Origin of the sequence: Myxosarcina sp. GI1 (assembly GCF_000756305.1) — a bacterium.
Taxonomy (GTDB): Bacteria; Cyanobacteriota; Cyanobacteriia; order Cyanobacteriales; family Xenococcaceae; genus Myxosarcina.
Map to the genome: position 1 here is coordinate 85058 of NZ_JRFE01000007.1, position 22880 is coordinate 107937.

Consider the following 22880-nt stretch of genomic DNA (forward strand, 5'->3'; position numbering starts at 1 on the left):
CCAAGAGCAATAATTTTAGAGTTTTTTCCTATTAAGTAAAAATATATTATCTGTCTTGCTACTTTTGTGAATTGGTACGATTTTTTTGGCAAAATCTATTCGATTGCTGAAGGGAGCCAATAGGCATTGGGAAATCCTAGAAAGTCATGGTTAGGATTAATCCAATGAGGCTGGACTAGATTGTCTTGCTGATAAGCAAGTCCCATTTTGACAGGTTCTGAGGTAATGACATCGAGTCCATCATTTCCATAGCCTACAGAGCCTCGAATTTCTAAACCATTACTGGCTTTTATCAGCTTGTCGCTTCCTTCACCACTGTTGTCTAGTCCGACTGGCAGAAATTTAGCGGTATCTTTAGCGGCAAAAACAGCGAGAGCGCTCTGGTGTAAGTTACCGTCACCGCTAGAGCGAAACTCGATGGTTTTTGAATTGGCTCCTTTACCTACAAATAAGCCGAGGTCTTTGCCCGACTCAAATGCGGGACGCTGGGTAAGTTCATTAGAGTTAAAAATCCATCCCGCTGGTGCCAGTCGCGAACTTTCGCTACCGACATTAAGCTGTCGCGGATTGGCAATACCATTTTGGGTTACCGAAAACAGAGCCTTTGCGCCTGGTTTTAGCTGGAAATCTATACCATCTTGTCGATTGCGCAGCTGAGAATTTAAAGAAAAACCAAACTTATTTACTTCTAGTTTGTCATTAGACTCTAATTCAACGTTTGCTGTTTTCAGCAATCCCTTAGTAGCAATTAAGTCAATTTCAAAGTTTGTAGCAACATTATCTCCATTGACCCGAAGATGATAGGTACCATCTAAAGTATCTTGCCAGAGAAAAACCCCTTCTTCTTTACCAACTTGGTAGTTAGGCTGTCCCAACGAGAATGAACCTGAAGGTTCGATTATTCTAATAAGTTGGTCGGCTGGAATGTTTTTAATTCGTTGCTCGATACCACTAGGCCAGTTGACGACCAATTCATCTACTATTTTGTTTTCGCCAAGTCCAAAATGGATTCGCTGATGATTTTGCGAACGAAAATGCATTCCACTCGTCTGTTCGCGAAGCTGAGTAACTCCACCAGCAGTAGTAAAAACTTTAGCTCCTATGCCATCGCGATTGGTTTCTACTCCTTCGAGATCGATTTCCAGCCAATGATTGTTGTTGCCTTGATTTTGAAACAGTTGAGCAGGACCGTCATTATAAAGTAGTGGTGGCCACTGACCGTTATTTACAAACAGGTCGAGAAAACCGTCGGAGTCATAATCAACGCTCATCGCGTCTCCTGCTACACCCAATTTAGAACCAGCCGCACCAGCAGCATTGGGATCTCGTTTGAAAGTTCCGTCACCTTGATTTTCATAAAAAACATTGGGTTGATTTCCCGCAGGTTCTGACGTGACGATATATACGTCTACATCCATATCGTTGTCAAAATCCCCTGTGACTACACTTTTGGCAGCAGTTGGAATACCATAGATTTCTCGGTATTTAAAACCCTGACTACTATTAAGCAACAGAATATCTTCTTCGGGCAAACTATTATTATCGAAGCCAAAAGCAGTCAAGCCAGAAATTGGCTCCGTAGTTCGTACAATACCAGTAAGATTGCCTTTATTTTTTGTTTTAGAGAACGAGAGTCGCCAACGCTTGAGGTTATCGTTATAGCTAATATCTATTCCAGGAACAGTCTTGGGTATTTGGGGATTTTCTGGAGATAAAGTAAATTGAAAACTAGTTGGATTAAACCCATTCCCACTAAAACTACGCAGTTTGAAAGTTACGTTTCCTGTAGTCTTAAACTGCACCCCATCTTTTTTATCTCCTGGTGCTAGCCACATTCTAAAACCATTAGAACTGTCTTTATACAGACTTGAGGGTGTTAGAGTATTGCGTGCTATATACAAATCTGACAACAGATCGCCATTAAGATCGGCACTCGCTACGTCTACAAAGCCTGAAAGATTGCGTAATACATCAACAGATATATCTTCAAAAGGATTTGAAGTTAAATCGTAGATCCGTTTTCGGATTAAAAGGTCTAAATTGTCGTCCTTAGAAAGATCTGACAGTAAAGCATAGGAACTATTGACAACTTCTAAACCTGTAGTAGAACCAACATCTACAAACTTACCGTCGATCTGCCGAAAAATTGTGGTTGGTGCCTGTCCGTCAGGTCTTGCTTGTCCGTTTACTAACAAATCGAGCCGACCATCATTATCGTAGTCTAGCCACAGGGGAGTTCGTCCGCGATTTAAAGGATAATCGATTCCGAGTTTGCTAGCTCGGTCTACTAGTCGTTGCCCATTATTGATGTACAGTCGATTTGAACCGACTCCCTGACCGCCCTCTGCTCCTATTAACTGTACTAAATCCAGATCGCCATCATTATCAAAGTCAGCCCATGCTGCCCCATGCGTGTCACCAGCTTGTTTTTTAACAAGTATTTTAGAAGTAGCATCACTAAAAGTTCCATCACCCTGATTTAAATACAAAATATCGGGTTTGTAGTGATTGGATAGCCAAAGATCGGGCAAAGTATCGTTATTAACATCTCCCCAAGCACCACCATGACTTTGACCGACATAGGAAATACCTGCTATGTCGGTGACTTCTTGAAAACGAGCCTGAGCCATATTGCTGAATCCTATGTTTTGAGTATATTGTCGCGATCCTAAATGTGAAAAAAATTTGCTTACAAGCTGAAATTTAATAAATATTTTCGTGGCTATACTATTTTTTTGACTTAAAAATTAAAAATAGCTCTTAAGATTAAATAAATAATGAACAGTAAACATTGACCATTGAACACTACAGAGGATCGATGTTAAATGCTCATTGATAAACAAGCGTGTACTTATCGATCGACAGTGACACACAAACTATTTGAATAATTTTTTAAGCGTTAGACGCTAAAAATTAAAATGATATAAATGTATTGCTTTTTACTGTTTTTACGCGCTATTTTTTTTCTATTTCATCTGAAACTAATTATTAATAACTGCTGGTTAGCGGTGATTTTAAATGGTTAAAATAAATTTGTCAATTGTAAATTTGCGATGTGCATAGAAAAAGATTAAAAATATGCGGTTTTTACATCGCGAAAAAATTCTAATATGGTAGTGTTGACATGAAGCTTTATCGCTTTATCTAACCTAAAGCGATCGCTCTATAGCAATTTTCGGTCATACAAAGTAAACTCCAATTTAATTAGGTAAAAGACAATAGGGGTTTAAGCAATTTGTTTCGAGTATAAATTTGTACCTCACTTGCTTAAGAACCTCTATAACACTATTAATGCAAAAAGCGATCGCTCCAACTTTATTGTTAAGAGCGATCGCGATTGCTTTAGTAAACTAACTAAAAATATTTAAATTAAACAATTTAAGCCTGTTGCCATAGTTGACTTAGCTCATTGTCAGTAATACTCTTAGCAACATTGCTTACTTGTTCTTGAGATAACTCATCTTTAGTCGCTTTAAACACTGCTTTAGTAACGGTTTCGGCATCGGCTTCGTGTCTTACCGCACCTTCTTGCTTGAGACGTAGTAGAAAAACGTCTTTGGAAATGTTAAGGTTTTGAGCGGGACTGATGTAGCTAAAAAAGCTTACCATCGGATTGGGATCTTTCCAAAGGTCTTTTACTTCCATATCTGCCTTTGGTGCTTCTTCGCCTCTCAACTCATCCGCTAGCTTGTCTACTTCTTCTCTTGGTAGACAGTCGCGTAAAATCCGAAATGTTACTTTAGTTGCTGTCTGTGCTTCGTTGACCGTTTCCAAGCTAGTGTTAGTAATAACTTTATCTAAAAATGCTTGCTGTTTTTCTTGAGTTTGTTCTTGTGTCATGTGTGAGAATTTCTTTGTTGCTTCTAAATAAAGCTTAGTTACTTTTCTTAATAAAAAAACTCGATAGAAAGTTATAGTTTTAAATTTAATTTCAAATAGCAACTAATGACAAAATTTCCTCTTGCTGGCGATGGAGATAAAAGTTATTAGTTATAAAAAAGAGCGATCGCAGTAAAAATAGTCAAACAATTTTTTAAAACCTCTAAAATTGCTAAAATTTTATATTATTTTTTGGGAATGATAGATATTAAAGCGTATTTCTAATAAAGAGGTTAATTTGGGTTTAGATGAGCTAACTATTCAAGATGAATACCGTAGTAATGATTGTTCGATAGTACAGAATTTTTATATTCCGTGTTTAGAAAAGTCGATAGTTTATAAAAGAGCAGTCGGTTTTTTTTCTAGCTCCTCAATGGCTATTGCTGGTAAAGGCTTGAAAGCCTTGATTCACGCAGGCGGAAAAATGCAGTTGATTGCATCGCCTAAACTATCTGATGAAGATATTGAAGCGATTAGCAAAGGTCTCAAGCAAAGAGAAGAAATCATTGCAGCAGTTACCAAAAGAGAGTTAGAGCAAGAATTTGACGAAGTAGTCAAGGATCGTTTGGCGTGCCTTGCTTGGTTATTAAGTCAGCAACTTCTCGATATTAAACTTGCGGTTCCTATTAATATTCGGCAAAAAGGCATCTACCACGAAAAACTCGGTGTTTTTGAAGATACTGAAGGTAACATTGTTGCGTTTACAGGCTCGGCTAATGAAAGTTCAACTGCATTAATTGCTAATTTTGAATGTATTGATGTTTTTTGTTCGTGGAAAATAGAAGACAAAAATAGAACTTTACGTAAAGCAAGTAATTTCAATAAGTTATGGAATAATCAAACGAATAACTTAGATGTGATTGAATTACCTGAAGCTGCTAAAAAATCTTTATTACAATTATGTCCAAACAAAAAGCCAGAGTTAAAACTAGATTTTACATCTCAGTCTAAGTTTAAATCTAAATCAGTATCGGAAAACCGAAAACAACAATATGAAATTGAAACTCAACTGATAGACAGTCGCTGGCGACATCAAACAGAAGCAAAAAATATTTTTTTCAAACATCGTTGTGGAATTTTGGAAATGGCAACAGGTACAGGTAAAACTCGTACAGCAATTTCTATTTTGCAGCACTTAGTTAATTCAAGAGATGTTAACACTATTATTATTACTACTATCGGTACTGACTTATTAGACCAGTGGGTAGAACAACTATATGAAGTTGCCAGTAATTTGAATCCTCAGTTTAGAGTATTAAAGCACTATAAAGAATTCCACGAGAAAGATGAGTATGAACTCGATCCTGAATTTAGCATTTTAATTGTCTCTTCTAAGTCTTTACGTAACGTATTGAGAATCTTGACTTGTCCTGTTAGAAAACGCTTATTAATTATTTATGATGAAGCTCATTCTTTTGGTAGTCCGCAAATGATTGAAGATTTATCAGGATTATCTGATGGAATCAGTTATCGATTAGGATTGAGTGCTACACCAGAAAGAGAATACGATTTAGAAGGAACAAAGTTTCTTGAGGAACATATTGGTTCTGTAATTTATAAGTTTAGTCTTGAAAAAGCTATTCGTCGCGGTATTCTTTGTGAATTTGATTATTATCCAATAGAATACGAACCTTCCGATGAAGACAAAAGTAAAATACAATCTCTTTACAGAACTCAGCAAGCAAAGAAGAAAGCTGGTAAACCCATGTCAAAAACAGATTTCTGGAATGCTTTAGCAAGAGTTCACAAAGTTTCTACAGCTAAACTACCTTATTTTGAGCAATTTATCGTTAATAACTTAGAGATACTAGAAAAGTGCATAATTTTTGTGGAAGAAATGAGGTATGGAGACAAAGCAATTGCAATAATACACAAATATATTCACAATTTCCATACTTATTATTCTCAAGAAAATCAACAAAAATTACTTGATTTTGCAGATGGCAAAATTTCTTGTTTAATTACTTGTGATAAACTTTCTCAAGGTATAGATATTCAATCTCTCCAGACAGTAATTTTGTTTTCGTCTGACAGAGCTAAATTAAAAACAATTCAGAGAATAGGGCGTTGTTTACGTAAAGACCCGAATAATCCTCGTAAAAAAGCTATCGTAGTTGATTTAGTACGCAATCAGGACGAAAATAAGACAGAATTAAATAGCGACCAAGCTCGTAAAGAGTGGTTGACTGGTTTATCAAAAATTCGTTGTGAATTTGATTAGTTATGGCATTGGATGAAAAAGTTAAAAAATCAGTAATGGAAGCAGTATCTCAAAATAATCAGTCGGAAAGCGTTGCCAGAAAAATTATTAATTTGCTGGAGGAATTATCTAATGGAACGGTAAATTTAAACAATCAAGATAGTATCAAGGACTATTTAAAAGTTATTTTAGAAGCGATAAATATCGAGCATTAAAATTATTATGACTGTTAAACTTAATATTTTAGGATGGTCGGCTTCTAATTTACGTTGTCCAGACCACGAAATATCTTTATGTCCTCCAAATACTCAGATTCCGTACAAGGCAACATTTATCCAAATGCCCAATGGAACTGGAAAAACCACTACCTTACAACTTTTGCGGGCTACTTTATCTGGTTCGGCGCAGAAATGGACATCCGAGCAAATAGCAGAATTTCGTAATAATACTAATCTTGCTGAATCTGGTTCTTTTATTGTTAGATTATCGCTCAATGACAAGCTACTGACATTTGAACTCAGATTTGATTTCCAGCGAGAAAAGATAGAGTACAAAACTACTTATAATTCTGGTATCCAAAATGGATTTTTTCCACCATCTGTTATCAAAAAGTTTTTAAATATAGAATTTGTTAGTTTATTTATTTTTGATGGGGAGTTGGCGCGTAACTTGCTAGATGACAAACAGACCCGCGCTCGTGATGCTATTGATGCTTTATTTCAACTATCTTTATTTGACGATGTTAGTAGTCAGTTTCAGATCAATTGGGAGAATCATTCGGCAAACACAACTTCTACTACAGAACAAGGATTAAATCGCAGAAGAAATAAGTTAGAAGGTTTGAAGCGAAGAAAAAAAGAGATAAAAGCTAAACAAAAAGAATTACATTTACTTCGGTCTCAATTAAAAATAGATCTTCAAAAAGCAGAAGAAGAATATGAGGCTGCTTTTAATAAAGATAAAAATTTGGGAGCAAAACTTAAAAATACAAAAGAAGAGTTAGAGCGAGCAGTGATAGCAGTAAATTTTGAACTGCAACAAAGTATTGAAGAAATGCGTAATCCACAAAAACTAGTTCCTAACTTTGGCTTGGAGCTTTTAAATCTAAAAGATAATTTAGATAGTTTAAAATTACCCACATCTACTTCACAGCAGTTCTTTGATGAATTAGCTCGTGCATCAAAATGTGTCTGCGGTCGTCCTATGGATGAAATATCGAGTCAGAAAGTTCGAGAACGAGCAAGTCAATATCTAGCGGAAGACGAAGTTGCAGCATTAAATATTATCAAGTCTAATATTGCTAAATATTGTAATAAAAACACAGAAAAATTTTCTTTACAGCTAAAAGAACAACTAGAACGGCTAGGAAACTCTGTTAGATTACGAGATACTAAAAGTACTGAAATATCCGCAATAGAAAAACACCGTATAGAGCAGGGGGACTCAGAAATAGAAGATAAACAATATAAAAAAGAAAAGCTGAAATCAAATTTGCAAGCTTATGAAGAGCAACTAAGTGAAATAGAAAGAGTTGCCCTAAGCAATCCTAAAGATGACACCAAATGTTTAAAAGAACTAGATAGATTAATAAAACAAGCAGAGGCTGATGTAGCAGAAGCAAGCAATACGATAAATTTGCTTAAAAGAACAAAAATAATCCAAGCGATATTAACTCAGGCTCATAAACAAGCTAGAGAAAAGCTACGGAGATATATGATTGATGGAACTAATCAACGTATATCTCAACTTTTAACTCGCAATCCTGTCGTTTTAGATGATATTCAAAATTCGCTTCGACTAAGAAACCGTAAAAGAGGAAGTGAAGGTCAAACTTTGTCCGTTGCTTATGCTTTCCTGGCAACTATTTTTGACCAAAGTACTTATAAGTTACCTTTTATTGTTGATAGTCCCGCTATTTCTCTCGATCTCAATGTTAGAAGAGAAGTAGCAGGCTTTATTCCTTCTTTATTCGATCAATTTTTTGCTTTCACTATTTCAAGCGAGAGAAATGGATTTATTGATACTTTGCATAAAACAGTAGATGGAGAAGTTAACTACATTACACTATTTAGCAAAGTTACCCAAACAAAGCATCTTTGGCAAAACCAAGATGACAGTCTTGTTACTGAAACAAGCAATGGAATATTGGTTGAAGGAAAAGAGTTTTTTGAACAATTCGATTTAGAGCAGGAGATATAGTCAAATTGGGATTTGAATTACGACAGGATGCAAAAAGATGGTTTAAAGCTTTTGACCGAGACATCAAACAGAAAACTATTATTCTCTTCGATCTTTATTATTTTTGCTTGATACCTGGATTTATTACTAAACGTAGAAACATAAATATTCCCTCAAATGAAGTTGATGAATTGTTTAGAGATTTTCCTGGTGTTTTTCGTCCTCGTGGTGAGCTACTAGTAGGTCTATTAATAAACACAGAACTTTCTCGAATAGGAATAGATTTAAAAGAGCGTACATCTGTGTACAGTAAGATATCGGAATTAGTTATTACTTCTCCTCCATACTTATCTAATGAAGGAATTAAGCGAATGAATGAATATGCACACGGAGGGTTTGACGTACTTTGTGAAAGAATGGATGAACGTCCTCAGTCACTTGAAACTTTTGTTAGAAAGTACCATCGCTTGATTCAAGTCCTACAGCCAGATACGCTAAATTATTAATTTTGCCTAGTTATTTAAGTTGAGCGAACCATTTTGCTGCTATGTTCGATCATAGCTATATTAAAATTCCAATTACAAAACCTAGTTGATAACATGGCACAAGGACAAACTTCATTGTCAGCATCTCGTAATGTCTCAGATTTTGTCACTCACGTTAATAAACTAATTCAGGAAATTCAAGCATTATATTGTCATGATGGTGTACCTTGGGTTGTCGGTTATTCTGGTGGCAAAGATTCTACAGCAACTTTACAGCTTGTCTGGAATGCTATAGCCAAATTGCCTGAAGAAAAAAGAAATAAAAAGATTTACGTTATTACTACAGATACGTTGGTAGAAAATCCTATTGTGGCAACTTGGGTTAGCAAGTCTTTGAAACAAATTAAACTTGCTGCTGATAGACAAAACTTGCCTGTAGAGCCACATTTACTTGCTCCAGATGTTAAAAGTACATTTTGGGTTAATTTGATGGGTAAAGGCTATCCAGCACCGCGTCATGGATTTCGCTGGTGTACTGAAAGATTAAAAATTCGTCCTACCAATGATTTTATTCGTAACGTTGTCCGAGTTAGTGGTGAAGTAGTTTTAGTTTTAGGTACTCGCAAAGCCGAAAGTACTAAAAGAGCCGCGACGATGACTAAGTACGAAGTTAGAAAAGTTAGTGAGTTATTAAATTCCAATTCAGATTTACTCAATTCTCTACGCTACAGTGATACGTTACCCAATGCCTTAATTTATAGTCCAATACAAGAATGGCGAGATGACGAAGTATGGCTGTTTTTGATGCAGTGGGACAATCCTTGGGGCAAAAGCAACAAAGATTTATTTACTATGTATCGCGGCGCAACTGCTGATAATGAATGTCCTTTGGTAGTTGATACTTCTACTCCTAGCTGCGGCGACTCTAGATTTGGCTGTTGGGTATGCACAATGGTAAATAAAGATAGGTCGATGGAAGCTATGATTCAAAATGATGAAGAAAAAGAATGGTTACAGCCTTTATTAGACATACGTAATGAACTAGATGTTCATCAAGACCGCCATCGCAGAGATTTTCGCCGTCTTCGAGGTCAGGTACAGCTTTTCGAGCGTGAGAGCAAAGGTAAAAAGGTTATTAAGAACATACCTGGACCTTATACTAAAAAGTGGCGTGAAAATTGGCTAAGAAAAGTTTTAGAAGCGCAAGTGCAGGTTAGAGACAATGCGCCAGCAGAATTTAAAGATATTAATTTGATTACTCCCGAAGAATTGAGCGAAATTAGAAGAATTTGGCTGGAAGAAAAACACGAGTTTGATGATAGCTTACCTCGCATTTACCAAGAAGTGACGAGAGAGGAATTTAAAGATATTAGAGTAGGTGTAGAAGAAAACAAAGTTTTTGGTGGCGACGAATGGGAAGTGCTGGAAGAAATTTGCGATGATGAAATGTACTTAGAATTGATGTCAAAGTTATTAGATACGGAAAGACAATTTCATACTAAGTCTCGGCGCGTTGGTATTTATGAAAGTCTGGAAAAATGCTTTGATAGCAGTTCGAGAAATAAAGATGATGCCATTGCTAATGCACATAAAAAACATAACTTACAAACTGCTGCAGCTGAGGGCAATATCAAAAAAGTAAAAGAACAGCTTCAAGAATTAGATGATAATAAACAAGTAGAGCAACTATCTTGGGCAAATATTAAATTCTCTACTAAAAAATGATTTACTCTTTTTTAGTGTAAGTTTTGTTTGGTACAACTACGGAGGTTGACTTTTTTGATGATAAGTTAGCTTGCAGGTGATACAAGTTAAAATCAAAGTTAATTTAGCATGAAAAAACTAACTTCTTTACTAATTACCAGTGTCTTCACTTTAGGCTTAATTGCTACTCCAGCTTTGTCTCAAGACAAGCTAGAGAAAATTTTAGGCACAAAAATTAGTATAGTACCGCCAGCAGGTTTTGTAGCCGCAACTCGTTTTTCTGGTTATCAAGAGGAAGAAAGCAACAGTTCGATAGTCGTTACTGAAATTTCCGCACCTATTTCTCAATTAAAGCCTGGTTTGATTAATTCAGAAGAACTAGCCAAACAGGGAATGGTTTTATTAACACAGCAGACAGTTGTGGTAGATGGAAAAGATGCTACTATGCTTAAGGTTCGTCAGAAGGCTTATGGAACGGAGTTTCTTAAATGGATTTTACTGTTGGGAAATAATACCGAGTCTGTTTTAGTAGCGGCTGGTTTTCCTCAAGAGTTTGAAGCACAGTATTCAGAAAGTTTAAAATATAGTTTGCTGACAGTTACTTGGAATTCAGAAATAGCAACCTCTCCAACTGAGGGTTTAGATTATTCATTACAAGAATATGGAGATCTTAAACTAGCTCAAAGGCTAGTCAACTCTCTGATTTATACTAAAAATGGTGAGTTTTCCTCTCAATCTACAAATGCTCCTGTATTTGTAGTCGCTCCTTCCGTTGCACCACTGTATAAAGAACTAGGAATATTTGCCCGCGAACGATTGTTAAAAACTGATAATCTAAGAGAAATTGCGATCGCATCAGAAAGTAAAATTACCATAAATAACCTCAATGGTTATGAAATTACCGCAGTAGGTAAAGATGTCAAATCTGAAGAAAAAATTGTTCTATATCAAGTAGTTTTATTAGATAGTGAAAATTATTATTATCTTATGCAAGGACAAGTTGACAATAAGCTTACTGGTAAATATTTACCAGTATTTAAACAGTTTGCTCGTTCATTTCAAAGACAATAAATAATTAATGATCTTTACCGAATTAGTATTAGAAAATTTTGGTGCTTATGCTGGCAAGCAGGTAATTAATCTTCGTCCAGAAAATGATGGTGGCATTCGCCCGATTATTCTATTAGGTGGGATGAACGGCGGCGGAAAAACTACCCTCATGGATGCAATTAGACTGGCTTTATACGGACAGAGAGCTAAGTGTTCGACACGAGGAAGTTTGGGTTATAGCGATTTTTTAATTCAGTCGATAAATAGTCGGGCAACTTCAGGAGAACTCACTAAAATAGAGCTATCCCTCGAATATATTGTCGATGATAAATGGACGATATTTAAAATTATTCGTGCTTGGAATCGAGATTTGAAAGACGGAAAAGAAAGCCTCAGTATTGAAGTAGAAGGCGAGTTCGATCGCAATTTAGAATCTACTTGGGATGAATATATTGAAAATATTTTACCTTTGGGTATATCCAATCTATTTTTATTCGATGGCGAACAGGTAAAAGAATTAGCCGAATTAGATACGCCACCCTCTAATGTTGTCGATGCGATTAATGCTTTACTGGGGTTAGAATTAGCCGATAAACTGGCAATAGATTTGGAAGTATTGGTTAGTCGCAAAAGAAAGGCGGTTGCTAATAAATCTCAACTAGCAACCATAGCAGAAATAGAAGCAAAGTTAGAAACTAAAATAAAGCAAAAAGAAGAATTAGTTAATAAAAAAACTGCAATAGAAAAACAGCTAAAAGCCGCTTATAAAAAACGCGATCGCGCTATACATAAATTTAAAGTAGAAGGTGGTAAGATTGCCGCCGAAAGAAACCAGTTAGAAACCAAACGCCAAGATTTATCTAGCAATGCCGAAGCGATTAGAAACGATTTGATTAAACTTGCCGATAGTAGCTTACCGCTAATGATGATAACTTCTCTGTTATTCGACGCGCAGCAACAGGGGGAAGCAGAATTGAAAGCACAACAGTTTCAACAGGCTAAAAATATTATTATAGAGCGTGATGATAAATTACTAAACTATTTAAACGAAGTTGCTTTACCAGACAAATATATAGATAAAATATCATGGTTCATCGATCGCGAAAATCGTCTATTGGAAGATTCTCTGGCTCACAAAAAGAATAAATTAAATATCGATGAAGATATTATCAAACAATTAAATGCTTTAATTGCCGAACGTTTGCCACTACAAAAACAACAGGCGATCGACAATATCAACAAGCTCAAACAACTTGAAGCAGAAATAGATCTAACCGACAAACAATTAGCTAGTGCTGCTTCACCAGAAGACTATCGCAAACTAGATGAGACGATGCAAGCAGCACAAAAGATAGTCAGCGAATATAAAGCCGATTTAGATACGCTCGAACAGCGATACAATGCTGTAGAAAGAGAAATTGAAAGCACCAAAAAAGAATTAAAAAACTATAGCGAAAGCGCGATCGATCTTAGTAACGATAAGCATATCATCGAGTCGGCAGCTAAGGTACAAAAAACTTTGGCATTATTTAGAGAAAAACTCACTCTCAAAAAATTAAACAAGCTAGAAACCGAAGTAACTGAATGTTTTCGCTACCTGTTGCACAAATCGAATTTAGTTAACCGCGTGGTTATTGAAACTAATACTTTTCGTCTTTCCCTTTACGATTTTCAAGGGATGGAAGTACCCAAACAGCGTTTATCTGCTGGGGAAAAACAGCTACTGTCAATTGCTTTTTTATGGGGACTGGCTAGAGTATCGGGTAAAAATTTACCCATTGCGATCGATACACCCTTAAGTAGACTAGATTCTTCTCACCGTCACAACTTAGTAGAAAGATATTTCCCCACTGCTTCCCATCAAGTAATTCTTTTATCTACCGATACCGAAGTTGGCAAAATAGAAGTAACCAAACTCAGAGAACAAGAAGCGATCGCCAGAGAATATCTATTAGAATACGATCGCAATAAAGGTCATACTACTATAAAGCCAGGTTATTTCTGGTAATTGTTAAATTGCTTATTCTCAATCGCTGCAACTTGACACAACTAGAACTGGTTCGCATTACGCACAAGTTGCCATTATGAATACAATATCATGTCAAGCACTATTAAGTAAAGAATTTTGCTTTGTTTAATGCTTTTTTATTGCGGCTATACTACGGCTAAAGTTTTTAACTTGATAACATTCTCCTTCCAAACAATAAATGGTCACCACATCGCTTTTAAACAGCCAAACTTCAAACTTTATAAGCCAAGTAATCATTTACATCTGTATAGCTGATAATATCAATTTCGATTACCAAATCTGGTGCAGTTCTACTTCCCAGTTAACTCTTTTTTTGCCCGAAATTACTTGCCAATTATCGATATAAAAACAGTAATCTGGTTCGATACCACTTGTTTGTGGCAAGCTCATCATAATAGGAGTAAATGAGTCATACTCTTTTCCAAGATAATCTAGGATCGCTTTTACCATATCAGCGATTAAACTAGCGTTGCGTCCGTGTTCTGGTAAAGGACTCATCAACCAAATTTCTCCAGGACGATATTTTAAGCGAGGAATCGAGCGATCGCCCAATTGCTGTAATAGAGTTTTATACTCTGTCCAACTACCAGGTATTTTTAACACCGATTCTGGGGGAATCTCGATTTTTTCTGGAGAAATAACTGCATACATACAGCAAAAGTCAAAAATTAAAAGTTAAAAGCGGCGAGAACCACAGAGCCTAACGGCTTAAAGTCGCTACGCGACGCTTGCGCGGGCGACACAAGGGCTTGAAGTAAATTCAAGCCACGCGCCCTTGCGAATGCGCTGTTTGGCGAAAGACGCAAGGGAACGCTCGCCAAGAAGTTACAAATTAAGTTACTTAATTTATAAAGCTTTCAGTAATTCACACAATTCTAATTATTGTATTTGAATCGTCTTCAAAACTGTTAGCCACTAGCTTTAAGCTTCTAGTTTCTAATTTATATTATCTCTCAATATTTTTAGAGTAATGCTTTTGATAAATTATTGATAAACTTCTAGTTATTGACTGTTTACTGTAATGACCAAAGCCATATTTCAACCGCCAATATTACGTCGTGATGAGTGCGAAGAAGAAGAACGTAGTGCAACCTGGCTAGAACTGTTCTTCGATCTGATCTTTGTCGTAGCTATTGCTCAACTCGCTCATAACCTCAATGAAAATTTTTCTAGATTTGGTTTAGTTGAGTTTGTAATTCTGTTCGTTCCCGTCTGGTGGTGTTGGATCGGTGCTACTTTTTACGATACTCGCTTTAGTAACGATGGCTTAGTAGATCGCCTAATTACCTTACTACAAATGGCAATTGTTGCGGCTATGGCTGCTAATGTTTATCGAGGTTTAGATTCTTCTTCGATCGCTTTTGCCTTTAGCTATATTGCTTTCCGCGTCGTGCTAATTTGTCAATATCTTCATGCAGGCTACCATATTCCCAAAGCGCGACCGCTAACAAGCTGGTATGCGATCGGTTTTAGTAGCAGTGTCGTTCTCTGGTTAATCTCTACTATAGTGCCTATTCCCTGGCGTTTTGTCTTTTGGGGAATAGGTTTGATTATTGACTTTGCTACGCCATTTACAGCAGGTAAAAGAGTTAAAAAAGTTCCCCCCAGTTTATCTCATACTACCGAAAGAATTGGGCTATTTACTCTTATTGTTCTAGGCGAATCGATAGTTGCTGTTGTCGGTAGCGTTTCGCAGCAGGAATGGAGTATGGTTTCGATCGCTACTGCATTTTTAGGTTTGTCGATCGCCTTTAGTTTTTGGTGGATGTATTTCGATACCGTAGATAATTCACCTCTTTACGCTATGAAACAAGGTAACATGGCGATTGCTCTTACTTGGCTTTATGCCCATCTTCCTCTAACAATTGGGTTAACGGCGACGGGTGTAGGAGTAGAAAAAATTATTCATCATAGTTTGGAAAGTTCGGATATTGTTGGCGATAATATTTTTTTCTGTCTTTCTGTGGCTCTATGTTTGTTAGTTTTATCGGGAATACACTGGACGAGTTGCGATTTGGGACAGACTAAGTGTAAAAGAATTGTAACTTTTTATCGACTTGGTGCGGCAGCTTTTATTATTACTATTGCTTTGGCGAGTAGCTTATTGTCATCTTTACTAATAATTTTTTTAGTTGCTTTTGCCTGTACGATTCAAATTGTCTTTGATATTTTTAATACTTGTTCTTAAATACAGATACGCTTAATGTGAATAGCGGTGAGACCCCGCAGAATTTTTAATCCGCAAGGGAATGCTCACCAAGAAGCTTCGTTGAAAGCTTATTTGTTCGTAGCTATTAGCCTTTATACTTTTAATCTTTCAAAAATTAACTATTGTACATCTGGGGTTACGTAATTTGTTTCGTTTCAACTTATTTATTCAGTCATTTTAATTTACATCAGACGTTACAGATAGTCGTTAGTAGTTAATAGTTAATTAAGATGTAGTCTAAGAGATTAAATTTTGCCGTATACATTTAGATAAAGTTAGCGCAATTGCACCAGCAATTATTTACAATAAAAAATCGGTTATTAGTTAAATTATTGTAGATGAAAGTAAACTGCGATCGAGATAAAAATTTAATTATCGAACAATCTGCCAACAGTAGCAACTGGCAAATAAACTGGCACCAGTTAGCTTTACAATATCGAGTCAAACAAACTAAAGGCTTCATTAAAAGTAATCGCTTACAAGAAAATAAACATTCTTATCAATATCAACCGCCAGAAATCCCGATTTTACCCGGCAATTTAAAGCTGAGAGACTATCAGCAGCAGGCAGTTATTAGTTGGCTAGAAAATAAAGGCAGAGGCACTTTAAAAATGGCAACTGGTGCGGGTAAAACCATTATTGCCCTGGCGATCGCTACCGAACTTTACCAACAAATTGGTTTGCAGGTTTTATTAATAGTTTGCCCCTATAGCCATTTAGTTACTCAATGGGCTAGAGAATGTGCTAAATTCAATCTGCAGCCCATTATTGCCATGAGGCGAGTAAACGATTGGCAAAGCGAACTATCTACGCAACTATATAATCTTCGCAACCGCGAGCGATCGTTTTTAACTATTATTACTACCAATTCAACTCTTATCAAAACGGGGTTTCAATCGCAGCTTAAATTTTTTCCACCCAAAACTTTAATTGTTGGCGATGAGGCGCATAATTTGGGTTCTAGTCGTTTGGAGGCTAGCTTGCCGCGTAATATAGGCTTACGCTTGGCTCTTTCTGCTACTCCCGAACGGCATTTTGATGAAGCAGGTACCGATGCTTTATTAAGCTATTTTGGTGCGATAATTCAACCTGAATTCACCCTGGCAGACGCGATAAATAAAGGTGCATTAGTTCGTTATGATTATTATCCTTTGTTTGTAAATTTAACTGAGTCAGAGGCATTAATTTATGCCAGGTTAACTAAAAGAATTGGCTGGGCTTTGAGTAAAAATCCCAACTTGCAAAATAATAATTTAACAGCTTTACTGACCAAGCGATCGCGCCTCATTGGTACGGCAGCAAATAAATTAGTAATTTTGAAAGAATTAATGTCAACCAGACTCAATACCAGCCATACACTTTTTTATTGCAGTGATGGTTGCGTTGCCAACTATAGCGATCGATATCAGCGACAAATAGAAGCTGTAACCCATATTTTAGGCAGAGAATTAGGCTATCGTATTAATACTTATACTACCGACACTTCAGTCGAAGCAAGAGAAAGTTTGCGCCGTCAGTTTGAACGAGGAGAATTACAGGGTTTAGTTGCCATTCGCTGTTTGGATGAAGGCATCGATATTCCCGCAATTAAAACTGCCGTAATTTTAGCTAGTAGTACCAATCCACGTCAGTTTATACAACGTCGCGGTAGAATTTTACGTCCCTATCCTGGTAAAGAAAAAGCAGCCTTATTCGATACTATTGTTATACCGCCCAACTTAGATCGCGACACATGGGAAGTAGAAAAAAACTTACTACGCAAAGAACTAGCTAGACTAATTTCTTTTGCCGAATTGGCTGACAATGCTGAAGCAGCGACAAACAAATTACTTAACCTTCAAGCACAATATCAATTGTAGTGCTGAGTACACAAAAAAAAGCACGTCAGTTACAACGCGCTATGGTTAAAGGTAAATAATAATGAACATCTAGTCTTGTCTTCCATTATGAATCTTTATTAGTGTATATTTAGCTTTTTTCATCAAATCTTCTCATTTTCAGCAATAAACTTCATCAAAAATTTACAATAATACTTCAAAGATTGGCGTTGATGTTTTGATGAATCATGTTAAACATACAAATTATTATCTTTAATAGCTTTGATTTTCCCACTATTCTTCTCCTGCTGCTTCACTCTGTCCAATGAAAAAAGTGTTCTAGCCTGGGTTCAGTTTTACTTTCAATTCTCTTAGACGGGATAGAAGCTATTACACTTCTTCACCAATAACTTAAACTTCTCCCCAGAACCACGCTCACGTTTACCTATAGAGACGCTAATGGAGTTACAGGTGATGAACTAGTCTTTCGCGATCGCGAACCAGAATTAGAAATTCTCACTTCATCTTTACCCTGGAGCTTGGGCGGCGACGGCTAAGTTTTCCGTTTGGTTAGCGAAGCCCATCTTATTCAGTTAGCCCATTTATTCGATCCTATGCTGGCAGTACCTACCTCATTAGTCAAACCGCATAAGTTAGGTAAGCTCTTATCCAGTCTGACTCGTCATTTTTTGAATCTATTTCTAGCGATCGCACTAGTAAAGAAACAGATTTTATAACAGATATTGCTACTGAAACGCAGCAAAAACGTCGTTTCTATAGCACAGTAGAACTATGTTCACTTTTTAAAGCACTTCTAAAAAGATCGATTTTGCTTCTAATTTTAACTCCAGTATCTATATTCTCTCGAACAACAGCAATCGCACTAATAACTTGCTCTCTTGGTTTAGTTTTAATTTCTTCAATTAAGGTTTTGCTTAATCTGATGTTTAATTCTGAAAGTAAATTTTGTATTTCTTCGTCTATTTGTGCGCTTATTAAAGCTGATTGTTCAGATGAAAAAAAAGAACTTAAATCATTTTCTTTGGGTACTAATTGTATAACTTTTTCTGTGTTCTTTGGACTTTTTGTATTTTCTGTCTTGTTTTTATATCCTTGAGAAAGAATAAAGTTTCTTGATTCAGACAATTGTTTTTCGGTAAAGTCCAACTGTTTTCTAAGTCTTTTATTTTCCTCCATTAATTTAATATTTTCTGCTTTCAGACGATCTACTGTATTTTCGCTTTTTCCCATTTCATAAACATTGGTAGCGATAATTTTTATTTCTTTAGTTAGTTCTGCTTTTTCTTGTTCCAATATTTTGATGCGGTTACGAAGTTGCGTAGCAATTATTTGATGAGTCTTACTAGAAGGTGATTGAGGTTTAACAGGATGATATTTCTGTTGCTCTCTCAAAGTTTGAATACGATATGCTAATTCTGGATATTTATATATATAGCTAACAGAAACATTAGCCTCTCTAGCTACAGAGCGAATAGTAATTTTATGCTGCTTCTTGACTAAAGTTTGAATTGCTTTTTCGGTTCTTTCTAAAGCTTCTTTCTTTTTTTTCTCAGCAGCCTTAGTAAGTACCTCTATTCTTTTGTCACCCATCATTCTCCTCCAAAGAACTATTTATTTTTTTTTAAATTATTAGCTACTTTCGTATTCATTTCAATCTGTCTTTCCCAATCATTTGCTCTTGCCTTTTCTATTATTTCTTCAGTTTTTGCCAATTCTTCCTGATGAACTCCTAAAAATTATTTTGTTGTTCTAAAATCTCCACAAGTCAAAGCTAGCATGGCGAGTTGTCAAATTAGCAGTCCAAGATTTTTGCTCATCTTGGCGGGGAACTACAATTTCTAATTGACCATCCGAAGCAATTCCTTCGATTGCCTCTTTTTGATTTTTTTTCTTAGTCTTGAGAGGTCTTGTCCGTGTTTGTTGCTTTAAAATTTCCAAAGGTACTCTTTATTCGTGACGATTTCCAGAAATTGTAAGTAGCTTTGGTGTTTGCCCAGTCACCGCTTGCCTGCGGAACACTCCCATGAGGTTGTTGGGCTAAATTTTCAACAATTTCGATCGATCTTTGATTTAATCTTTTGTCTGGAAGCTTAGCATACTTTAGTTCTTCGGTTGCCCACGAGTGCATTTTTAAAAGCTAGATTACCTGTTTTGTTTTTGCCAGCTTTTCAGCACTTAGAGGGTAAGGCATAGATATCAGTAATTTTATCTCTATTAACGTTGTAGAAGTTAAGAATATGGTATCAGAATAGTTTATACAACAATAGTATTTAATACTACTTTTTAACTTTGTGAACGTTGTTGTTGTTTTCTTTAAAGCTGCTTATAATTACTCTTATCGGAATTAAACGATTGCATTTAACAGCAATAGCTGTAGCGACCGCATTAAAGTTTTTCAAAGAAATATAAATTTTGTAATTGGCAGGTCAATTGAAGCGGAATGACAGCCAATTTTTGTTATTTAGCTAACTGCAACTTGACATTAGTATCATCAGACAGCGCAGACACTTCTTCGTAAATTACTCTAAGTGATAAATTTGGTTTCAACCTGACTGAAGTAGATAATATCGCACCATCTCCTTGAGAACCATAGCCATAACCAAGATCGAACTTCCATCGGTATCGATCGCTTTTAAACAACGAACGCGAATGCAAACTTCCTCCCCAAATAGTTAAATTCTTTTGGCTATCTGGTAGTTGACGTATTTCGTATTTAAAAAAGAGAGAACAGTCAAAACCTACAGGTAGCGAATCTAAAATATTCAGATTGACTTCCGATTGAGTTTTGAATTTGTTGGCAGCAAGAACTAGTTGCAAGTTGCCTAGTTGAGAGTCTAATTGCCAATTCCAATTGTTGTTGTTGTCTAGTTCGGCTTTGGCATTTAAAGAAAAGTATTCGTTTTTAGCTGCTACTTTTAATCCCGCACTTAAAAGTTCTTGTTGGCTGTTCCCCCTGGCTGTTAGATTCAAGCCCGAAAGCATCGCCCAGTTTAAATCGAACCTTTGCTTTTCTGGTTCGTTATAGTAGTTAACAACCAGATCGTTTAAAGGTTTGAGTCGAATGTGAGAGCGAACTTCTAATCCTCGTTCTCCAGTTAACAATGAGACAGTGGTGCGTAAAGGTAAAAAATCACTTTGGTAAGTAAACTGGCTAAAGCTTTGTAATAAATTTTCGTAAATAAAACCAACACCAACTGTGACATCATCAGACAAACCTTGATGATAGGCAACCCCGCCTCTAAATTCTTCAAACTCTTTAGAATTAGTAGTGCGATCGACTAAGTCTTTGTTGCCTCCTCCAGAAACAGTTAATACTGCATTCCCTGGAGCTAAGACAGGGGCTTCGTTAGCGTAATTTAATCTGGATAAATTAAATTTTTCTTCGCTATGTCCTTTACCAAAATGCTCGATAGTAGTTAGACCCCAATATTTTTGATTTTGACTGGGCCAAAACGTGTTTTGAAAACCAAGAATTAAATTTTCTTTTTGGTTTTGTTGTGTAAACGGCTGTTGCTTTAAAGATAAAACTCTGTCGTTAACTGGATTTATTTTAACTCCTTCTTGTTTGAGTTTTACGCCTATATTGCGATCGATATTTATCTGGTTGACATTAAGCGAAAATGTCGATATTTTATCATAAGTGAATAATTTTGCCGACAAGTCACGATTTGATGATTTTGGATGTTTATGGGGTTGAGAATTAGCAAAAGCAGGAGTATTAAATAAAGAGGCACAGTAAAAACTACTAATCAGTAGATTGGCTACGATAGTTTTCATTCATCTTAATTATTGTGTGTGTAAGAGAGTAATAAGGCTTAAATTAATACCAACTTTTCATTAAAAACTTACCCTATAAATAAAAGTTTTTGCTGTTTGCAATAACTAATAAAAATAGAGTCGGGCTTTTAAGAGTCGATCGCCAAAAGACTTTTTAGAGATCGATAAACTTTTTTTGTCACCCACTATTCTATTGTGAATAGTTTTGAAGTGCCAATGATGAAGATCTGATAAACTTGGGTTTTAATATGTTAAAGATTTAATAAAATGCTATTACTAATTTATTGAGAATCGTTAAGCAGAAAAAAGTTTTATATATTTTACTTGTAATACCAAAAATAAACTTTATGAAAATTTTGGCTAATATGAAAAACCGCCTGTTTAAGTATAACTGGTCGATCGCTTTGTTACTTGGTTTGGGTATTTGGGGAGTATCTGGAAGTCTGGCTGAGGCGCAAACTGCAGATGCACCTAAAAAACTACAAACAATTATTTCAGAAATAGAAGCGGCTGCTAACGATAAAGATATATCAGCAGTGATGGAATACTATAGTTCCGAATATACCAACACCGATGGTTTGTCGCGCAGTTCTCTATCTCAGGCACTGTCTCAAATGTGGGAAGACTATTCCAATCTAAACTACACAACTACCATAGAATCATGGGAAAATAACGGCAATGAGCTAGTAGCCGAAACCTCAACCAAAATTAGTGGAACTAAAAATAACCAAGGAAGAGACGTTCGGCTCGATTCTACTTTGCGATCGCGCCAGTATTTTCAAGATGGTAAAATAATTCGTCAAGAGATTTTATCAGAAGAAACCAAACTAACCTCTGGTCAAAATCCCCCACAGATTGAAGTTTTCGCGCCCAAAACTGTAGAAACTGGCGAACAATATAATTTTGATGTTGTCGTTACCGAACCCCTTCAGCAAGACGTACTGTTAGGTGCGGTAGAAGAAGAGAGAACGACAAGCGATCGCTACCTCAATCCTACTGCTTTAGAGTTACAGCCACTGTCGGCAGGAGGGATCTATAAATTAGTTACCGCACCGCTGCTTCCAGATAGTAACTGGCTATCGACTATTTTAGTACGTGGCGACGGTATTACTATGTTTACCCAAAGAGTAAATGTTGAAGAGCGCGGTGCAGAATAGTTTTAGTTTTACTTCTCAACGATATTTTTATCCTCAAAGGCTTTTTTCTTTGAGGTTTTAAAAACTTTAGTTTTGTGTCAAATATAAATATATGACACAAATGTAGCGATAAAAATTGTTTCACAAAATCAATTTCCTGCTTAAGAGCGGTAAAAGGAAAATGGGAAATAGGAAACGGAAGATCGCAAGATGTAATTAATTATGTTTAAGCACTTAATTTCAGTTTTTCTAAAAATGTTTCAAAGTTCAATATTTGATACAAAAATATGGGCAGCAGTATTTACATATTGTTCGTTTACTGATGATTGGCAAAAAAAACTACTAAAATTGGTAAAGGCAATACGATCTCTCACATAGCCATTAACGCGATCGCG

General features: G+C 36.1%; 17 protein-coding genes. 11 read left to right on the top strand and 6 right to left on the bottom strand.

Annotated elements, in window-relative coordinates; all coding sequences use genetic code 11:
* Window positions 1-95 precede the first annotated feature (95 nt).
* Entirely contained in the window at window positions 96-2630 is a 2535-nt protein-coding gene (locus tag KV40_RS03840) for a CRTAC1 family protein (RefSeq protein ID WP_036478241.1), read from the bottom strand.
* A gap of 748 nt (window positions 2631-3378) precedes the next feature.
* Window positions 3379-3840, bottom strand: a complete 462-nt coding sequence (locus KV40_RS03845; protein WP_036478242.1) for a DUF2267 domain-containing protein — start codon at window positions 3838-3840, stop codon at window positions 3379-3381.
* Window positions 3841-4117: 277 nt separating this feature from the next.
* Here KV40_RS03845 and KV40_RS03850 point away from each other — a divergent pair, with 277 nt between their 5' ends.
* From KV40_RS03850 to dndD, 7 genes are all read left to right on the top strand, one after another.
* The gene (locus KV40_RS03850; RefSeq protein WP_052055328.1) at window positions 4118-6100 is read left to right on the top strand and encodes a DEAD/DEAH box helicase family protein; all 1983 of its coding nucleotides are present in this window, start codon (window positions 4118-4120) and stop codon (window positions 6098-6100) included.
* Between the two features lie 2 nt (window positions 6101-6102).
* Window positions 6103-6294 carry a CxC ATPase DNA modification system associated small protein gene (locus KV40_RS03855; RefSeq protein ID WP_036478244.1) on the top strand — a complete coding sequence of 64 codons (192 nt, stop codon included), beginning with the start codon at window positions 6103-6105 and terminating at the stop codon, window positions 6292-6294.
* A gap of 7 nt (window positions 6295-6301) precedes the next feature.
* Window positions 6302-8278 carry a hypothetical protein gene (locus KV40_RS03860; protein WP_036478245.1) on the top strand — a complete coding sequence of 659 codons (1977 nt, stop codon included), beginning with the start codon at window positions 6302-6304 and terminating at the stop codon, window positions 8276-8278.
* A gap of 5 nt (window positions 8279-8283) precedes the next feature.
* Window positions 8284-8763 carry a hypothetical protein gene (locus tag KV40_RS03865; RefSeq protein ID WP_036478246.1) on the top strand — a complete coding sequence of 160 codons (480 nt, stop codon included), beginning with the start codon at window positions 8284-8286 and terminating at the stop codon, window positions 8761-8763.
* A 93-nt stretch (window positions 8764-8856) separates the two neighbouring features.
* Window positions 8857-10467: a DNA phosphorothioation system sulfurtransferase DndC gene (gene dndC / locus KV40_RS03870; RefSeq protein WP_036478247.1), complete on the top strand. Its 1611-nt coding sequence runs from the start codon at window positions 8857-8859 to the stop codon at window positions 10465-10467.
* 108 nt (window positions 10468-10575) lie between these two features.
* On the top strand, window positions 10576-11517 hold the full coding sequence (locus KV40_RS03875) for a hypothetical protein (protein WP_036478248.1): 942 nt from the start codon (window positions 10576-10578) through the stop codon (window positions 11515-11517).
* Window positions 11518-11524: 7 nt separating this feature from the next.
* Window positions 11525-13504: a DNA sulfur modification protein DndD gene (dndD, locus tag KV40_RS03880; protein ID WP_036478249.1), complete on the top strand. Its 1980-nt coding sequence runs from the start codon at window positions 11525-11527 to the stop codon at window positions 13502-13504.
* 291 nt (window positions 13505-13795) lie between these two features.
* Here the strand turns inward: dndD and KV40_RS03885 are convergent, their stop codons facing one another.
* Window positions 13796-14176, bottom strand: a complete 381-nt coding sequence (locus KV40_RS03885) for a Uma2 family endonuclease (RefSeq protein WP_052055329.1) — start codon at window positions 14174-14176, stop codon at window positions 13796-13798.
* Between the two features lie 370 nt (window positions 14177-14546).
* Between KV40_RS03885 and KV40_RS03890 the strand changes: the two genes are divergently transcribed.
* From KV40_RS03890 to KV40_RS36020, 3 genes are all read left to right on the top strand, one after another.
* Window positions 14547-15713, top strand: a complete 1167-nt coding sequence (locus tag KV40_RS03890) for a low temperature requirement protein A (protein WP_036478250.1) — start codon at window positions 14547-14549, stop codon at window positions 15711-15713.
* A 359-nt stretch (window positions 15714-16072) separates the two neighbouring features.
* Window positions 16073-17593: a DNA phosphorothioation system restriction enzyme gene (locus tag KV40_RS03895; protein ID WP_081942748.1), complete on the top strand. Its 1521-nt coding sequence runs from the start codon at window positions 16073-16075 to the stop codon at window positions 17591-17593.
* A 524-nt stretch (window positions 17594-18117) separates the two neighbouring features.
* Window positions 18118-18288 (top strand): hypothetical protein, encoded by a 171-nt coding sequence (locus tag KV40_RS36020; protein ID WP_216595516.1) that lies wholly within the window; start codon window positions 18118-18120, stop codon window positions 18286-18288.
* A gap of 37 nt (window positions 18289-18325) precedes the next feature.
* On the opposite strand, the gene KV40_RS03900 is transcribed toward KV40_RS36020, so the two are convergent.
* The 3 genes from KV40_RS03900 to KV40_RS03910 all read right to left on the bottom strand — a co-directional run bounded on the left by KV40_RS03900 (window position 18326) and on the right by KV40_RS03910 (window position 21349).
* On the bottom strand, window positions 18326-19165 hold the full coding sequence (locus KV40_RS03900; RefSeq protein WP_216595517.1) for a DUF6262 family protein: 840 nt from the start codon (window positions 19163-19165) through the stop codon (window positions 18326-18328).
* Between the two features lie 298 nt (window positions 19166-19463).
* Window positions 19464-19700, bottom strand: a complete 237-nt coding sequence (locus KV40_RS33070; RefSeq protein WP_072013769.1) for a transposase DNA-binding-containing protein — start codon at window positions 19698-19700, stop codon at window positions 19464-19466.
* Between the two features lie 329 nt (window positions 19701-20029).
* On the bottom strand, window positions 20030-21349 hold the full coding sequence (locus tag KV40_RS03910; protein WP_036478252.1) for a hypothetical protein: 1320 nt from the start codon (window positions 21347-21349) through the stop codon (window positions 20030-20032).
* A gap of 347 nt (window positions 21350-21696) precedes the next feature.
* On the opposite strand from KV40_RS03910, the gene KV40_RS03915 reads away from it, so the two are divergent.
* The gene (locus tag KV40_RS03915) at window positions 21697-22506 is read left to right on the top strand and encodes a nuclear transport factor 2 family protein (protein ID WP_036478253.1); all 810 of its coding nucleotides are present in this window, start codon (window positions 21697-21699) and stop codon (window positions 22504-22506) included.
* Window positions 22507-22880: the final 374 nt, after the last annotated feature.

What these genes read in the sequence shown, in the direction of transcription:
- KV40_RS03840 (WP_036478241.1), bottom strand. Translation starts at nt 2,630, where the DNA reads ATGGCTCAGGCTCGTTTTCAAGAAGTCACCGACATAGCAGGTATTTCC.
- KV40_RS03845 (WP_036478242.1), bottom strand. Translation starts at nt 3,840, where the DNA reads ATGACACAAGAACAAACTCAAGAAAAACAGCAAGCATTTTTAGATAAA.
- KV40_RS03855 (WP_036478244.1), top strand. Translation starts at nt 6,103, where the DNA reads ATGGCATTGGATGAAAAAGTTAAAAAATCAGTAATGGAAGCAGTATCT.
- KV40_RS03860 (WP_036478245.1), top strand. Translation starts at nt 6,302, where the DNA reads ATGACTGTTAAACTTAATATTTTAGGATGGTCGGCTTCTAATTTACGT.
- dndC (WP_036478247.1), top strand. Translation starts at nt 8,857, where the DNA reads ATGGCACAAGGACAAACTTCATTGTCAGCATCTCGTAATGTCTCAGAT.
- KV40_RS03875 (WP_036478248.1), top strand. Translation starts at nt 10,576, where the DNA reads ATGAAAAAACTAACTTCTTTACTAATTACCAGTGTCTTCACTTTAGGC.
- dndD (WP_036478249.1), top strand. Translation starts at nt 11,525, where the DNA reads ATGATCTTTACCGAATTAGTATTAGAAAATTTTGGTGCTTATGCTGGC.
- KV40_RS03885 (WP_052055329.1), bottom strand. Translation starts at nt 14,176, where the DNA reads ATGTATGCAGTTATTTCTCCAGAAAAAATCGAGATTCCCCCAGAATCG.
- KV40_RS03890 (WP_036478250.1), top strand. Translation starts at nt 14,547, where the DNA reads ATGACCAAAGCCATATTTCAACCGCCAATATTACGTCGTGATGAGTGC.
- KV40_RS03895 (WP_081942748.1), top strand. Translation starts at nt 16,073, where the DNA reads ATGAAAGTAAACTGCGATCGAGATAAAAATTTAATTATCGAACAATCT.
- KV40_RS03900 (WP_216595517.1), bottom strand. Translation starts at nt 19,165, where the DNA reads ATGATGGGTGACAAAAGAATAGAGGTACTTACTAAGGCTGCTGAGAAA.
- KV40_RS33070 (WP_072013769.1), bottom strand. Translation starts at nt 19,700, where the DNA reads ATGCACTCGTGGGCAACCGAAGAACTAAAGTATGCTAAGCTTCCAGAC.
- KV40_RS03910 (WP_036478252.1), bottom strand. Translation starts at nt 21,349, where the DNA reads ATGAAAACTATCGTAGCCAATCTACTGATTAGTAGTTTTTACTGTGCC.
- KV40_RS03915 (WP_036478253.1), top strand. Translation starts at nt 21,697, where the DNA reads ATGAAAATTTTGGCTAATATGAAAAACCGCCTGTTTAAGTATAACTGG.